15 protein-coding genes are annotated in these 15,201 nt (G+C 70.6%); 9 read left to right on the forward strand and 6 right to left on the reverse strand.

Translation table 11 applies throughout. The annotated features are described in order from the left end of the window. Positions 1 to 82: 82 nt before the first annotated feature. From STRNI_RS07340 to STRNI_RS07360, 5 genes are all read left to right on the forward strand, one after another. Positions 83 to 946 (forward strand): LysR family transcriptional regulator, encoded by an 864-nt coding sequence (locus tag STRNI_RS07340; RefSeq protein ID WP_018090532.1) that lies wholly within the window; start codon positions 83 to 85, stop codon positions 944 to 946. A gap of 254 nt (positions 947 to 1,200) precedes the next feature. Then, a complete protein-coding gene (locus STRNI_RS07345) occupies positions 1,201 to 3,027 on the forward strand; it encodes an AMP-dependent synthetase/ligase (RefSeq protein WP_277410773.1) in 1,827 nt (608 codons plus the stop codon). A gap of 112 nt (positions 3,028 to 3,139) precedes the next feature. Continuing rightward, a complete protein-coding gene (locus STRNI_RS07350) occupies positions 3,140 to 4,210 on the forward strand; it encodes a hypothetical protein (protein WP_277410774.1) in 1,071 nt (356 codons plus the stop codon). Between the two features lie 41 nt (positions 4,211 to 4,251). Continuing rightward, positions 4,252 to 5,085, forward strand: coding sequence for an aldo/keto reductase (locus STRNI_RS07355; RefSeq protein WP_159485106.1), 834 nt, complete (start codon positions 4,252 to 4,254; stop codon positions 5,083 to 5,085). 203 nt (positions 5,086 to 5,288) lie between these two features. Then, positions 5,289 to 6,080: a VOC family protein gene (locus STRNI_RS07360; protein ID WP_018090528.1), complete on the forward strand. Its 792-nt coding sequence runs from the start codon at positions 5,289 to 5,291 to the stop codon at positions 6,078 to 6,080. Between the two features lie 52 nt (positions 6,081 to 6,132). Here the strand turns inward: STRNI_RS07360 and STRNI_RS07365 are convergent, their stop codons facing one another. Beyond that, entirely contained in the window at positions 6,133 to 7,044 is a 912-nt protein-coding gene (locus STRNI_RS07365) for a class I SAM-dependent methyltransferase (protein WP_159485107.1), read from the reverse strand. Between the two features lie 119 nt (positions 7,045 to 7,163). On the opposite strand from STRNI_RS07365, the gene STRNI_RS07370 reads away from it, so the two are divergent. The 3 genes from STRNI_RS07370 (at position 7,164) to STRNI_RS07380 (ending at position 10,714) form a co-directional block, all read left to right on the forward strand. After that, entirely contained in the window at positions 7,164 to 8,243 is a 1,080-nt protein-coding gene (locus STRNI_RS07370; RefSeq protein WP_277410775.1) for a DUF1266 domain-containing protein, read from the forward strand. A 57-nt stretch (positions 8,244 to 8,300) separates the two neighbouring features. Further along, positions 8,301 to 9,680, forward strand: coding sequence for a cryptochrome/photolyase family protein (locus STRNI_RS07375; protein WP_277410776.1), 1,380 nt, complete (start codon positions 8,301 to 8,303; stop codon positions 9,678 to 9,680). Between the two features lie 89 nt (positions 9,681 to 9,769). After that, the gene (locus tag STRNI_RS07380; protein WP_018090524.1) at positions 9,770 to 10,714 is read left to right on the forward strand and encodes a YihY/virulence factor BrkB family protein; all 945 of its coding nucleotides are present in this window, start codon (positions 9,770 to 9,772) and stop codon (positions 10,712 to 10,714) included. Between the two features lie 12 nt (positions 10,715 to 10,726). On the opposite strand, the gene STRNI_RS07385 is transcribed toward STRNI_RS07380, so the two are convergent. Further along, positions 10,727 to 11,038 (reverse strand): 4a-hydroxytetrahydrobiopterin dehydratase, encoded by a 312-nt coding sequence (locus STRNI_RS07385; RefSeq protein WP_026169787.1) that lies wholly within the window; start codon positions 11,036 to 11,038, stop codon positions 10,727 to 10,729. Between the two features lie 232 nt (positions 11,039 to 11,270). Between STRNI_RS07385 and STRNI_RS07390 the strand changes: the two genes are divergently transcribed. Next, a complete protein-coding gene (locus STRNI_RS07390; RefSeq protein ID WP_159485112.1) occupies positions 11,271 to 12,089 on the forward strand; it encodes a helix-turn-helix domain-containing protein in 819 nt (272 codons plus the stop codon). A 24-nt stretch (positions 12,090 to 12,113) separates the two neighbouring features. On the opposite strand, the gene STRNI_RS07395 is transcribed toward STRNI_RS07390, so the two are convergent. From STRNI_RS07395 to STRNI_RS07410, 4 genes are all read right to left on the reverse strand, one after another. Then, positions 12,114 to 12,527 (reverse strand): nuclear transport factor 2 family protein, encoded by a 414-nt coding sequence (locus STRNI_RS07395; RefSeq protein ID WP_277413209.1) that lies wholly within the window; start codon positions 12,525 to 12,527, stop codon positions 12,114 to 12,116. Positions 12,528 to 12,725: 198 nt separating this feature from the next. After that, positions 12,726 to 13,331 (reverse strand): hypothetical protein, encoded by a 606-nt coding sequence (locus STRNI_RS07400; RefSeq protein WP_018090520.1) that lies wholly within the window; start codon positions 13,329 to 13,331, stop codon positions 12,726 to 12,728. A 250-nt stretch (positions 13,332 to 13,581) separates the two neighbouring features. Next, the gene (locus STRNI_RS07405) at positions 13,582 to 14,121 is read right to left on the reverse strand and encodes a lamin tail domain-containing protein (protein WP_381844903.1); all 540 of its coding nucleotides are present in this window, start codon (positions 14,119 to 14,121) and stop codon (positions 13,582 to 13,584) included. Between the two features lie 116 nt (positions 14,122 to 14,237). Further along, positions 14,238 to 14,645, reverse strand: coding sequence for a hypothetical protein (locus STRNI_RS07410; protein WP_277410777.1), 408 nt, complete (start codon positions 14,643 to 14,645; stop codon positions 14,238 to 14,240). Between the last annotated feature and the right edge of the window lie 556 nt (positions 14,646 to 15,201).

Below are 15,201 nucleotides of genomic sequence, written 5' to 3' on the forward strand. Positions count from 1 at the left end.
TTACCGTGGTCACTGTTATTACAGTTGGCGATGAGCGCCCAGGGGCCGGCAGGCCCGAGGGCCGGCCAGGGACGGAGGGCCCGTGTTCGAACCCGCCCAGCTGCGCACCTTTCTCGCCGTGGCGCAGACACTGAGCTTCACCCAGGCCGCGCACCGGCTCGGGCTGCGGCAGTCGACGGTGAGCCAGCACGTACGGAAGCTGGAGGAGGCCGCCGGGCGCCGGCTGTTCGCCCGGGACACCCATGGCGTGGAGCTGACCGAGGACGGCGAGGCGATGCTCGGCTTCGCCCGCACGATCCTGGAGGCGAACGAGCGCGCCGCGAGCTTCTTCGCGGGCACCCGGCTGCGCGGCAGGCTCCGCTTCGGCGCCTCCGAGGACTTCGTGCTGACCCGGATGCCGGAGGTCCTCGAAGAGTTCCGGCGGGACCACCCCGAGGTCGATCTGGAACTGACCGTCGAACTCTCGGGGACCCTGCACGAGCTGGAGGCGGCCGGTCGGCTGGATCTCGTCCTCGCCAAGCGGCGCACGGAGGACTCCCGCGGACGGCTGGTCTGGCGCGACCGGCTGGTGTGGGTGGGGGCCGAGCGGCTGCGCCTCGATCCGCAGCGCCCGGTCCCGTTGGTCGTCTACCCGCCACCCGCGCTGACCCGCGCCCGTGCGCTGGAGGCGCTGGAGCGCGCGGGCCGGGAATGGCGGATCGCCTGCACCAGCGGAAGCCTGAACGGACTGATTGCCGCAACCAGGGCAGGCCTGGGCGTTATGGCACATACGAGGGGCATGATTCCGCCAGGACTGGTCCAGATTCAGCCACGTGCCGGACTTCCGGAACTGGGCGGCGTGGATTTCGTTCTCCTGTACGGACAGCTCGACCGCGCGGCGCGGGGCCCTGCGGAGGCACTGGCCGACGCGATCCTCGCGGGCGGCGACCGCCTGCAGCTCCCCTGATCGGCGACAGGAGTCAGGACGGACCGGCTGATCCACTGTCACGTGCAGAGATTTGGTGCAGATATGGTCCCGGCGTCGTGATCGTCCGGCGTTGAACCGGCTGGATCATGTCCACGCTTCTCCGAAGTAACCCGTTTTCTCCAGTTGGCCAGTTCCTGTGCGGCCGTGTTCGCGACGTGGTACGGCTCTGCCGGATGCCGTCACGGTGGGGTACGGTCGCGGCCTTGTGAGCAACACCACGAGGAGCTGGGTCATTGCGCGAGTTCACCGTCCCGCCTCTGGCGACCGCGCCCCGGGTCGGCGGGCTGGCGGACGCCGTCTACGAGCACGCCGAATCCGACCCCGACTGCGTCGCGCTGGCGCGTAAGGACGACGCGGGGAACTGGCAGAACGTCACCTCCGGACAGTTCCGGGACGAGGTCATCGCACTGGCCAAGGGCCTGCTGGCCCAGGGTGTCCGGTTCGGCGACCGCGTCGGCATCATGTCGCGTACGCGCTATGAGTGGACCCTGTTCGACTTCGCGCTGTGGTCCATCGGCGTCCAGTCCGTACCGCTGTATCCGACTTCGTCGGCGGAGCAGGTCTTCTGGATGCTGCACAACGCGGGCGTCTCGGCGTGCCTGGTCGAGCACGAGGACCACGCGATGACCGTCGGCTCGGTCATCGACCGGCTGCCGCAGCTGCGCAAGCTGTGGCAGCTGGACGCCGACCCGGTGGCCGAACTGACCGCGGCCGGTGCGCATATCGACGACGAGGTCGTCCACCGCCACCGGATGGCCGTCACGCCGGACGCCACGGCGACGATCATCTACACCTCCGGCACCACCGGCCGCCCCAAGGGCTGTCTGATCTCGCACGCCAACTTCATGGCCGAGTCCGACAACATCGTGCTGCGCTATGAGAAGGTCTTCCACTCCAAGCCGGGCGACGAGGCGGCCACGCTGCTGTTCCTCCCGCTGGCCCATGTCTTCGGGCGGATGGTCCAGGTGGCCGCGATCCGTGGCCGGGTCAAGCTGGGCCACCAGCCCGAGCTGGCGGCCCGTGCGCTCCTGCCCGACCTGCAGACCTTCCAGCCCACCTTCATCCTGGCGGTGCCGTACATCTTCGAGAAGGTCTTCGCCGCGGCCCGGCGCCGGGCGGAGGCGGACGGCAAGGTGGGGCCGTTCGACAAGGCCGTCGAGATCGCGGTCCGTTATGCCGAGGCGCAGGAGCACAAGGCCTTCGGGACCGGCTCCGGCCCCGGTGCCTCGCTGCGGATGCAGCACCAGTTCTTCGACAAGGTGGTCTACAGCAAGGTCCGGGCGGCCATGGGCGGCAGGGTGCGGCATGCGATGTCGGGCGGCTCGGCGATGGAGCGCCGGCTCGGGCTGTTCTTCGCCGGCGCCGGGGTGCGGATCTTCGAGGGCTACGGCCTGACGGAGAGCACCGCGGCCGCCACCGCCAACCCGCCCGAGCGGACCCGCTTCGGCACCGTCGGCACCCCCGTCCCGGGCACCACCGTGCACATCGCGGAGGACGGCGAGATCTGGCTGTACGGCGGGCAGGTCTTCCACGGCTACCACAACGACCCCAAGGCGACCGATGCCGTGCTGCACGACGGCTGGTTCTCCACCGGTGACCTGGGCGCGCTGGACGAGGACGGCTATCTGACCATCACCGGCCGCAAGAAGGAGATCCTGGTCACCTCCGGCGGCAAGACCGTCTCGCCGGTGGGCCTGGAGGAACGGGTACGGGCGCACCCGCTGGTCGCCCAGTGCATCGTCGTCGGCAACGACCGGCCGTTCATCGCCGCGCTGGTGACCCTGGACCCGGAGGCGGTCACCCACTGGCTGGCCATGCGCGACAAACCGGAGATGCCGGCCACCGACCTGGTGCGCGACCCGGACCTGGAGACCGAGATCCGGCGCGCCGTCGTCGCCGCCAACACGCTCGTCTCCCAGGCCGAGTCGATCCGTACGTTCCGGATACTGGCCAACCAGTTCAGCGAGGAACACGGGCTGCTGACCCCGTCGTTGAAGCTCAAGCGCAAGGCGATCGAGACGACGTACACGGCCGAGGTGGACGCGCTGTACCAGGCGTGACGGTCGGGGCGGCCGTGGGCGCCGGCCGGCACCGCGGCGCTCCCCCGTCCGGCGGACCCGGATCGTCCGCCGGTCGGACGCCGTCCGCGCCGCGGCCGACGAGGCTCCTGCCATGGATACCCGACGCCTCACTCTCCTCGGCCGGCTCGCGGTCGTCGCCTGTGTCCCGTACCTCGCGCTCAAGCTGCTGTGGGTGCTGGGCTTCGACATCGGCGTCGTCGACAACCACCGCATCGGCCGCGCCGCCTGGATCACGGCCAATGTCGTCACCTTCCTCCTGGACGCCGTCGCCGCCGTGGTGGCACACACCCTCACCCGCCCGGCCGGCTGCCGCACCCCTGCCTGGCTGCTGGCCTTCCCGTTGTGGATGGCGTCGGGGCTGCTCATCCCCTTGATGACGGGCCTCGCCGGCGGCAGCGTCACCGCCCTGGTCACCGGTGCCCGCAATCCGCTGTCCGCCGGCGACTTCCTCGCCCCGTGGGTGTTCGGCGTCGTCTACGGCGGCTTCGCCGTCGAGGCCGTCACCCTGCTCGGCGCCTTCGCGCTGTACGCACACCAGCGCTGGGGCGGTCTGCTGCGGCGCCCGCTGCGCGCGCTGCCGGACACCGGCACCCGGGCGGTGCAGCGGATCTTCCTGCTGCCCGCCGCGGTGCTGCTCGCGGCGCTGGGCACCGTCCACATCCTCTGGGGCGCGGGCTCGACCCTGGGTGTGGCGGCGCCCGATGTGGCCGCCCGTACCGTCATCAGCTCCGCGTCGGACTGGGCCGCGGGCCTGCTCTCGCTCGCCGGCGCCGCCGGGCTGCTGCTGCTGGTCCTGCCGGGCCCGCTGCCCCGGCTGAGGGTCCGTACGCCGCTGGTCCTGGCCTGGTCCGGCAGTGCCGCGGCCTTCGCCTGCGGTGGCTGTCTGTGGCTCGGGCAGGCGGTGGCCGACGGCCTCTCCCCCGGCGCCTCCGCGGTCCCCGAAGGGCTCCCGGGGCTGGTCGGCGCCCTGGAACTGTGTGCCGGACTCACGGTGCTGTGCGCCGGGGCGTTCGCGCTCTGCGAACTCACCGCCGCGACCCGCTCCGCACCCGCGGCCGCGGGCGGTCACCCGGCCCCGGCCACGGCGCACGCCCCGGAAAGCGACGCAACTCCTGCATCCCGTCCCGCCGCACGGGAATGCGCGACAGCGGATGATCGTTGACATCCCTGAAGACGAATGCCGACGTAAGGATCGATTCCCCCGTGAGCAAGGTTCCGTCCATCACGCTCAACAACGGCGTCGCGATGCCGCAGCTCGGCTTCGGCGTCTGGCAGGTCGAGGACGAGCAGGCGTTCAGCGCCGTCGGCCAGGCCCTGGACGCCGGGTACCGCAGCATCGACACCGCGGCGATCTACGGCAACGAAGAAGGCACCGGCAAGGCGCTCGCCGCCTCCGGCATCGACCGTGACGAGCTCTTCGTCACGACCAAGCTCTGGAATGCCGACCAGGGCCACGACGCGACGCTCCGCGCGTTCGACACCTCCCTGGCCAAGCTCGGCCTGGAGTACGTCGACCTCTATCTGATCCACTGGCCGCTCCCGTCCAAGGACACGTACATCGAGACGTACAAGGCGGTGGAGAAGCTCTACGCGGACGGCCGCGCCAAGGCCATCGGCGTCTCCAACTTCCTGACCGAGCACCTGGAGCGGCTGCTGGGCGAGACCTCCGTCGTCCCGGCCGTCAACCAGATCGAGCTGCACCCCCAGTTCCAGCAGGCCGCCTCCCGCGCCTTCCACGCCCGGCACAACATCGTGACCGAGGCCTGGTCGCCGCTCGGCCAGGGCAAGGGCCTCCTGAAGGACCCGACGATCGCGGAGCTCGCCGCCAAGCACGGCAAGACCCCCGCCCAGGTCGTGCTGCGCTGGCACCTCCAGCTCGGCAATGTCGTCATCCCGAAGTCCGTCACCCCCTCGCGCATCGCCGAGAACATCGACGTCTTCGACTTCGAGCTGGATGACGCGGACCTCTCCGCGCTGGCCGGCCTGGAATCCGGCAAGCGGCTCGGCCCGGACCCGGCCACCTTCGACGTGGCCTGATCCGCTGCCCGTCCCGGCGCCGCCCGGCTCCTCCGGGCGGCGCCGCGGTGCATCCGAGTGGCGGGCTCGGCGGACGGCGGTGAGTGTGGAGGGTGAGTGTGGGGTGGCTCCCGAGGCGTGCCGACCGGGGCCGGTACCCCTCCGCGTTCCGCTCCTCCCCCGTGCCTGAAGGGTCTGGGAGGTGCCCCATCGAGGAGGCCTTGATGCCTGAAGTCACAGCTCCCTACCAGCCCGGGACGCCCTGCTGGATCGACCTCGCGGCCCCTGACCAGCAAGCGGCCATCGACTTCTACTCCCAGGTCTTCGGGTGGACGGGAGAGATCGGGCCCCCCGAGACCGGCGGCTACGCGGTGTGTGAGCTCCACGGCAAGCCGGTGGCCGGCATCATGGCCGCGGTGCCGATGGGCGGCCAGCCCGCGCCGCCGACCGTATGGACCACCTATCTGGCGGCCGCCGACGCGGACGCCACCTCCCAAGCCGTGCGGGGTGCCGACGGCACGGTCCTGATGCCCGTCATGGACGTGATGACGCTCGGCAAGATGTGTATCGCGGCCGACCCCACCGGCGCGGTGTTCGGCGTCTGGCAGGCCATCGACTTCCCCGGCGCGGGCATCGTCAACGAGCACGGCGCGCTGATCTGGAACGAGCTGAACACCACCGACCCGTCCGCCGCCGCCACGTTCTACAAGGCCGCCCTCGGCATCGAGAGCTCCCCCATGGAAGGCGCCGACAACTACTACTCCCTGGTGGTGAAGGACCGTCCGGTGGGCGGAATGCAGCCGATGTCCGAGCAGATGCCGTCCGACACCCCCTCACACTGGCTCGCGTACTTCTCGGTGGCGGACACCGATGAGACGGTCGACAAGGTGACCGCGGCCGGCGGCGCGGCGCTGCAGCGGCCCTTCGACATGGTTGCCGGCCGGATGGCCGTGGTGAGCGATCCGCAGGGCGCGACCTTCGCCGTCATCCATCCCAAGCCGATGGATCAGGGCTGATCCGGGCGGAGACGGCCGGCCGGCGCGGGGGCGCCGGCCGCCGCCCCGTGGGCTACTGCGCCCGTGCCGTGTGGACGGTCTGCGCCGACAGGAAGAAGGCGTCGGGGCGGCGGGTGATACCGGCGGCGTCCTCGGGATCGGTGAGGCGGGCGAGGGTGGCGAGGTCGTCCTCGTCGAAGCGGTCGCCGTACATGTCGCGCGCCTGGGTCAGGTTGGCCACGACGTAGGCGCGGGCACCGGCGGACAGCGGGGCCGGCAGATCCAGCAGGAAGCTGCGGGTCCGCGGGGTGCGCAGACCGGCGTCGGCGAGGAAGGCGGGCCAGTCCTCGGTCTCGTCGGCGGCGTCGGGCAGCGCCGCACGCATCTCGGTGAACCACTCCTCGCCGGCCGCGTCGAGCCGGGACTGCAGCCCCGGGCGGCCGATACCGAGGTCGCGCGGCAGAAAGCGCGGGGCGAGACCGCCCTCGGCGATGGCGAGCAGTCCGCCGGGCCGCAGATGCCCGGCCAGGGCGGCGACCGCGGCACGCTGGTCACCGATGTGGTGCAGGGCCTTGCTCGACCAGATGAGATCGGCGCCGCCGAGGGCGTCGAGTCCGTCCGGGAGCTCGGCGGGATGGGTGTGGACCCGGTCGCCGAGGCCGAGGCGGACGGCCCGGTCGCGGGCCCGCTCCAGGAGTGCCTCGGTCGCGTCCACCGCGACCACCTCGGCGTCGGGGAAGGCGCGGGCCAGCAGACAGCTGACGACGCCGGGCCCGCTGCCGATGTCGAGCACTCTGCGCACTCCGCCCGAGCCGGGGCCGGGCGCGCCGGTGGCCGGCTCACGCAGCCAGTCCGCGACCTGTTCGTAGAGCGGTGTGTACAGCTCGGCGCCCCGTTCGAGGTGCGGGCCGAGCACCTCCCAGTCGGGGTGGGCGCTGTCGTGCGGGTGGTGGTGCCCGGGGCCGGGCCGGTCGGGGTTGCTCATGCTCCGAGCCTCCGTGACGGATGGTGCGCATGCAATCTTCCTTGCCGGGCCGGCAACCCCAGGTTCCCGCGGGAGAGCGGGTGATCGTAGGGTCTTGGCCTGTGGCTACTCCGGGATGGATGCCGCCGACGGATACCGAGCGGCGGCTGTGCGAAGCAACGGCACGTGGGGACTGGGACGGTCAGGTCGCGGCGATCGCGGGTGAGGATCTGTATTTGGCGGTCCCGCAGCAGGGGCAGGACCCGCTGCCCGTCTACGACGACCCGGCGGCGGGCGGTAAGTGCATTCCCGTCCTGACCCGCGGCATGCTGCCGCCGTGGCAGGCGCAGCAGTTCTTCGACCGCGTTTCGGTGGAGGAACTGGCGCAGGACTGGCCGAACGACAAGTGGCGGCTCGCGGTGAACCCCGGGACGCCGTGCGCCGCGTACCTCGCCGCGTCACGCACCCACCGCGCCGGCTGGCTGCGGCTCCGCGCCCAGGGCGGGGTGCGGCCCGGCGGAATGCTCGTCACGCACTACGGCGGTCCGCTGCACGGCCCCGTCGCCCAGGGGCTGGCGTGCGGGGCGCCGATCGCGGTGCACCACAGCGTGCCGTGGAACGAACTCGGTACGGCCTTCCTCGACCACGCCGCGGACGCGCAGACCCTGCGCGACCAGTGGTCGGTGACCGACCCCGCCAGTTGGCAGCAGCGTCTGGACCAGCTGCTCGGCGGGCAGTTCGTCCCGGCGGAGACCGAGACGGCGCTGCGCGCACGCGCCCGGGCGGCCGAGGGCCAAAAGGACGCGGCCGGCGAGGAGCCGGAGGCCGCGGGCTCCCCGGACGCCGCGGACACCCCCGCCGTCCCCGAGCTCGTGACCCGCTACGAGGAGCGGTTCCGCACGGACGGGCTGCTGCCGGCCGACGGCAGGGTGGTGTCCCTGGTCGCGCTGGACCATGCGCATGCCGTCAATCTCGTCCGCTGGGGCCTGGGCGCCCGGCTGTGCGCACCGCACCAGGCCGAGCAGGCCGTGCAGCAGGTCATCGCGCGGGCCAGGGAGGTGTACGGCTCGTGGGAGGAGTTCGCCGCGGGCTATGCCCTGGGCCGGATGCTGGCGTTCGACAACGGCTGGTTCGGGCCGCAGTACGCGGAGGCGGTGCATCTCCACCGCGTCCTCACCCAGGACCCGTCCTCGCCGTGGCGCGGGCTGCCCTTCGCCTGACCCTCGGGCGCCGCGGCAGGCGGCTCGCGAGGCAGCGGTTCGGTGTAGACGTAGGGCATGGATGTAGCGCTCTGCCTGTTCAGCTCCGACCTCCGGCTGCACGATCAGCCGGTGCTGCATGCCGCGCTGCGGGCCGCGCCACAGGTGGTACCGCTGTTCGTCGTCGACGCGGGAATCGCCGGCGCCGGGTTCATGGTGCCCAACCGGGCGGCGTTTCTGGCCGATGCGCTGGCGGATCTGGATGCGGGGCTGCGCGAACGGGGCGGTCGGCTGGTCATCCGTACGGGGGACGTGGTCACCGAGACCTGCCGGGTTGCCGCGGAGACCGGGGCCGGGGAGGTGCACCTCGCGGCCGGGGTGAGCGGTTACGCGCTGCGCAGGGAGCGGCGGCTGGGCGCGGAGCTGGCGGCGGCGGGGCGTTCCCTGGTGGTCCATGACGCGGTGATCACCGCGCAGCCGCCCGGCGCGGTGCTGCCCTCCGGGCCGGGCAAGGACCACTTCGCGGTCTTCACCCCGTATTTCCGGCGCTGGCAGGCCGCGGGGCGGCGGTCGGTGCTGCCCGCGCCGCGCTCCGTACGGGTCCCCGCCGAGGTGCGGTCCGAGAAGCTGCCGTCCGCGCAGGTTCTGTGCCCGGCCGGCGAGCCGTCGCCCGCGCTGCCGGAGGGCGGCGAGCGGGCGGGGCGCCGCCGGTTCGGGGCCTGGCAGCGGTCGGGAATGGCCGGCTATCAGGACCGCCAGGACGATCTGCCCGGCGATGCCACCTCGCGGCTGTCGCCGTATCTGCACTTCGGATGCCTCTCGCCGGTCGAGCTGGTGCACAAGGCGTCCGGCCGGAGCGACGCCGGTGCCGAGGCCTTCGTACGGCAGCTGGCCTGGCGGGACTTCCACCATCAGGTGCTGGCGGCCCGGCCCGGTGCGGCACGCGCCGACTACCGCACCAAGGGCGACCGCTGGCGCTATGACGGCGCCGAGGTGACGGCCTGGAAGGAGGGCCTTACCGGCTATCCGGTGGTCGACGCGGGGATGCGGCAGCTGCTGCACGAGGGGTGGCTGCACAACCGGGCCCGGATGCTGGTGGCGAGCTTTCTGACCAAGACGCTGTATGTGGACTGGCGGGTGGGCGCGCGGCACTTCCTGGACCTGCTGGTGGACGGCGATGTGGCGAACAACCAGCTCAACTGGCAGTGGGTGGCCGGGACCGGCACCGATACCCGGCCCAACCGGGTGCTGAACCCGCTCGTCCAGGCCCGGCGGTTCGATCCCGAGGGCGCGTACGTACGGCGCTGGGTACCCGAGCTGGCGGGGCTCGCGGGCCCGGCGGTGCACCAGCCGTGGAAGCTGTCCGGGCCCGAACGCGCGGCGTACGACTACCCGGATCCCGTGGTGGACCTGGCGGACGCGCTGGTGCGGTTCAGGCGGGCGCGCGGGCTGGAGTGAGCGGGGCACCGGACGGCCGTGTGTCGTGGGCGGCGGCCGGGCCGGGAGATGATGCAGGGCGGACCGACGGAGAAAAGGACGGATACGACATGGGCGGGAGCGGTATGCGCCGCGAGCTGGACCGGACACTGCTGGACCGGGCACTCGGGGCGGCGGGGCCGAGGCAGCCGGCCGCGCTGCCGACCTGGGCCCAGTGCCGTACCGCGCTGCGCCGTACGCCACTGTCCGTGTGGCACGACGATGTGACGGACTGGGCCGCGAGCCTGACGTACTACTCGGTGCTGGCGCTGCTGCCGTCGCTGATCGTCACGGTGTCGCTGATCGGTCTCGCCGATCCGCCGGCCACCGAACAGCTCATCAACCAGATCAGTTCGCTCGCCCCGGCCGAGGCGGGCCCGACCGTCCACCGGGCGCTGGTCGGCATGGCGCAGCAACAGACCGCCGCGTGGGTGGTGGTGGGCGGCGCCCTGATCAGCGCGCTGTGGTCGTCCTGCAGCTATCTGGCGGTGTTCCGCCGTGCGCTGCACGCCATGCACCGCACGAAGGACGACCGGCCGCCGTGGCGGAAGGCGCCGCGCATCCTGTGCACGGCGCTGCTGCTGATGGCGCTGCTGATCAGCAGCGCGGTGGCGCTGCTGGTGAGCGGGCCGATCGCGACCGCACTGGGCCGGGCCGTGGGGCTCGGGGAGGCGGGCGAGGCGACCTGGAACGTGCTGAAGTGGCCGCTGCTGCTGCTCCTGGCCACGGTGCTGGCGATGGTGCTGTTCCGTTCCGGACCGCCCAGTTCCCGCGGTGTGCGCAGGGCGGCCCCCGGCGGCGTGGTCGCCGTGCTCCTCTGGCTGATCTCCTCCGCCGGATTCGCCCTCTACGCCTCGTACGTCGGCACCTTCAACCGGCTCTACGGCTCGCTCGCGGGGCCGGTGGTGTTCCTGATCTGGCTGTGGTTCTCCCATCTGTCGCTGCTGTCCGGCGCCCAGTTCAATGTGGAACTGGCACGTGCGGGGCGCGTGGTACGGCCCCGCACCGGCAGCTGAGCCCGCGCCGGGTCAGCGCACCCCGTGGCCCGGCGCGATCTCCTCGATACGGCGGGCGAGACCGAAGTCGAGGTGGGTGATCCGGCCGCCGATGCTGTGGGTGTTCACCGCGATGTCGATCCGGTTGTAGCCCAGGGTGAGATCGGCATGGTGCCCCAACTCCTCCTGGATCTGCGCGATGTGGAGGACCATGGCGGCGGCCGGAAAGTGCCCGTGGAAGAGGTAGTGCCGGCGCAGCTGCTCACCCTCCACGGACCATCCCGGCAGCTCCGCGAGACGCTCCTCGACCTCCGTCGCGCTGAGCGGTTCCACCTGAGCATTCATCGCGCTCGCCTCTCGCCGTGTGCCGGCACCGATGAGCCGGCTCCCGATACGTATCACTGTCCGGCCGCCGCCTCCTGCCGCGCCGGCCACCACTCCCACCCTGGCACGCCGCCGCCCCTTTCCCCCGTAACGGCAGCACGGCACCCACCCCCTCCCGTCCGGGCCCCCGCCCCCGGCTCGTTCCCCCAGCTCGACCTGCCCGCATCCCCACCCCTCGGCTACCGTCCCTCCCATGACAACTGCTGCGGCGTCCTCGCCGGAGACGACCACGGGCGTGGGCACACTGTTGCGTGAATGGCGCGGCCGGCGCCGGATCAGCCAGCTGGAGCTGGCTCTGCGCGCCGACTCCTCCGCCCGCCACATCAGCTTCATCGAGACCGGCCGCTCCCGCCCGAGCCAGGAGATGGTCCTCCGGCTCGCCGAACATCTCGACGTCCCCGTACGGGAGCGCAACGCCCTGCTGATCGCGGCGGGCTACGCCCCGACCTTCCCGGAGACCCCGCTGGACGACCCCTCGATGGCCGCCCTGCGCTCCGGTATGGAACGCCTGCTGACCGGCTACGAACCGTTCCCCGCGCTGGTGGTCGACGGGACCTACCACGTCCAGGCGGCCAACCGCGGCATCAGCATGCTGCTGGAGGGCGTGGCCCCCTCGTTGCTGCAGCCGCCCCTGAACGCCATGCGGATCACCATGCACCCCGAAGGCCTGGCCCCCCGCATCCGCAACTACCGCGAGTGGCGCGGCCACCTTCTCTCCCAGATGGAGCGGCAGCTGGCCCTGATGCGCTCCGCCCCCCTGCGCGCGCTCTACGACGAGGTGCGCGCCTACCCCCTGCCACCGGGCGGCCGTGAGGTGGCGGCCTTCGGCGACCATGCACCCTTCGCACTGCCCATGGTGATCGAACACGACAACACCGTGCTGTCCTTCATCTCGACCATCGCCACCTTCAACACCCCCATGGACGTGACCGTCTCCGAATTGGCGGTGGAAACCTTCCTGCCGGCCGATCCGGAGACGGCGGCGTATTTGCGGGGCGAGGTGAGGTCGTAGCGCCGCCGGGTTCGGCTGCCGGACTCAAACAGCAGGCACCCGGTCCAAGAACCCGAGGACGGACCGGATCCGCCCGTCCTCCCCCAGCCGCATCACATCGAACCCGGCCACCGGCGCCGCCCCGTCCACCACACTGACCAACTCCCACCCGAACCGCGCAATGTCGTGGTGCCCGTCCACCTCACCCAGCTGCCGGAACTCATAACCGGGGAACTGCGCGTGAGCCCCGGCGATCGCGGCCACCAGCCCGTCATGCCCCACGACATCGGCCAACGGATCGGTATAGGTGACGTCCTCACAGAACGCCGCCCCAACGGCCTTGCCCAACGCCCCCTCCTCGCGCGCATTCCACGCCTCGAAGTACCGCGAAACGGCAACCGTGTACTGATCGCCGGCGTTAGGCGCCTGCTGAGCGACCTGCTCCTGATGCTGCGTCATGACGTACTCCCACTCCTCGTCATCCATCACGCGTGATGCGTCATGCGTGAATGCGTGATGCTCGAACAGCACCACTGCCTGGCACCGATCCACGGGCCGGAGTGCGCCGGCCCGTGAACCGATGCCTTCACCTTGCCGGGTGGTGGGGTGGGGGTCGATTACTCGGGAGGTAATGAAAGAAGGGGGCCAGGCACATGCCTACGCGGCGCGCGGGTCAGCTGGAGGAAGGAGTGGCTCGTGCTTGTGCCAGATGAGGTAGCGGTCCTCGCGTCGTAACTCTGCGATGCCCCATTCCACGCGCATAACGCCGCGCTCCATGGAGCAGGCGTAGGCAACGGTGATCAACTGGTACTCCGGCGGGAGAAGCGCGATATCCGGGTGCACTTCCGGTTCATCGAGTTCATCGAGGCCCAGGTCAAGCGTCTGCTGCATGGGTTCCGGCCCGTGGCGCCTGATCAGATCCGCACGGAAACCCACAGATCGAGGCAATCGCGCCGACGTCACAGGGACATCCTTCTTCGCGTACCGAATGGGGTAGATGACGTTGTCGTTGATGACCATCACCGTGCGGCCCTGCAGCCGTATAGGCGTTGCACCTTCGAAGGGCGCCAAGCCGGCTGCCAGCGCCTCGTACTGCACCGCGTGCAGCCCGTGACCGTACGCTTCCAATGTCTGTGTGTTGACACCTTCATGGCCGTGACGGGCCCTGTCATGGGCCTGCAAGAGGCAAGCCGGGATGACTTCGGCCAGCCGGCCGGCCAGACTGCCGAATGTCTCCCTCGCCCACGGAGTTACTGCGCCCACACCCCACCGCCCTCCCCTTGAGGCGTTCAAAACGCCGAGCGATATCCACTCAAACGATGTGTGGGAACTGCGAGTTGCACAAGAGTGCATGGGCGCATGGGCGGCGCACGTCCGCGGCTGATGGAGTGCGGCAAGACCGTACGGGGTGGTCGGATGTGGTGCCGGGTCCTGTACGGCCTTGCTCGGCGGTGTTGTGTGCGCGGTGGTGCGCAGTCACCTCTGTTCAGGAGGTGGGGCGCGGGTATCTCGCTCAGCTGTGATAGCCGATGTAGCCATTGCCGTCGGAGTCGGAGCCGCTCTTCGTGTAGGCGTGGACATCCGAGCGGCTGCCGGAGGGCTTGTACAGGTAGATCGTGTCGCGGTCGTTGTTCCACATGAAGTTGCAGTTGTCGCGGTAGACCACGTTGTACGTGTCGCTGTCGGTGCCGTGGCCGCCACGGAGCTTCACGTAGTCGCCGGGCTGGAGGTAGTGGCTGGCGGTGAAGGTGAAGCGATTGCCGGTGGCGTCCTTGACGACATAGCCCTTGAGGTTGATGGTCGCCGAAGACGAGTAGTTCTTGATCGTCAGGTACTCCTCGTCGGTGTTGCCCGAGGAGCAGCTGTTGGAGTCCCGACCGGGCGCGTCGTACTGAACGCCGCGAATCTTCAATGCTGAGTGGTACTCCGCGGCCTGAGCCGGGGCGGCGGCGAGAAAGGACAGCGCGCCGGCAGTGACAGCGGCGGCAGCAGCGACGACAGGACGCTTACGCAAGAGAGATCCCCTCCACAGTTTGACGAATTCGTGTTGCATGTGGAGGACTGGCAACGGTTCACGATGGTTGCACGGTGAACAACATTGACTGAACTCAACCGTAGGGGGTCGAAGTTTGCCCGTGGATGTACGTGGGAGCACGCCTCGCTAACGGCTCATGCGGGTCGTGAAGGGCGGGCCCAAAGGGAAGTCAGCCCGACGTACCCGGCCAGAGCCAATGAGCCGCGCGCCATGAAGTCGACCCACAAGTCGGTGAGTTCGGCGACGTTGCCTACCCGCAGGACGCCCCACAGGAAGGCGAGTGTGAGCGTGCCGGCCACGGTCAGGGCGAATGCGTAGCTGACGAGCGCTCCCCTGTTTCTGCCGAGCCAGCTGCCCAGAAGGCCTGAGGGAATTTGCACCATCACGTGGAAGGTCACGCAGGCGAGCAGGGCGGCCAGGAAGATCATGAACGGCGGCACGTCTGCTGTGGGATCGCCGGCCGGTGCCGCTCCATAGGCGTCCAGAGCCCACGCCGGCGGGACAAGGAAAGTGAGCGCCAGCAGCGCTCCACTCAGATGCATTGCGCCGAGGTGTACCGCCGTTCGGCGGAGCAGGAGCTTCGAGCGACTCGTCATCGAAGCCGGACAGTCGGACCCCGCAATCATGCAACCCCCATCTGAGCCTGGTCAGTTCTCCTCGTGCATCAGCAGTCAGTATGGTCTCGGCTTCTTTGATGGGCCGGTGCGGGGTGAGTCCGAACAGTCGTCGTCGCGATGGCTGCGCCGTGTTCGTGGCGTATCCAGCCCCACGTGAGCACGGTGCCGTCGGGCGGAACCGCCAAGCCGTGGGACGGACCGGCGGCGATGCGTTGCACTCCGGTCAGGTCCGCACACGGACGGCGGTGGAGCGGTTGGCGTTGCTGCCGTCGCCGAGCTGACCGTTTCGGCACGAGAAGCCCAGGTCACAGGGGAGGGACCGGCCCCGAGGAGTCGTGAACGTTGCGCAGAGCGTGGGGCGGCATAGCCTGGGGGGTATTGCCACGCTTGCCCCGGCCCCGTGCCGCTGGGCGGCATCCGGCGGCGACTGCGGCAAACCCGTGTCCGCCCGTGTCGAGCGGGTGGCCGGTGAGCGACGCCG

The sequence above is a fragment of the Streptomyces nigrescens genome, from assembly GCF_027626975.1.
Lineage (GTDB): Bacteria > Actinomycetota > Actinomycetes > Streptomycetales > Streptomycetaceae > Streptomyces > Streptomyces nigrescens.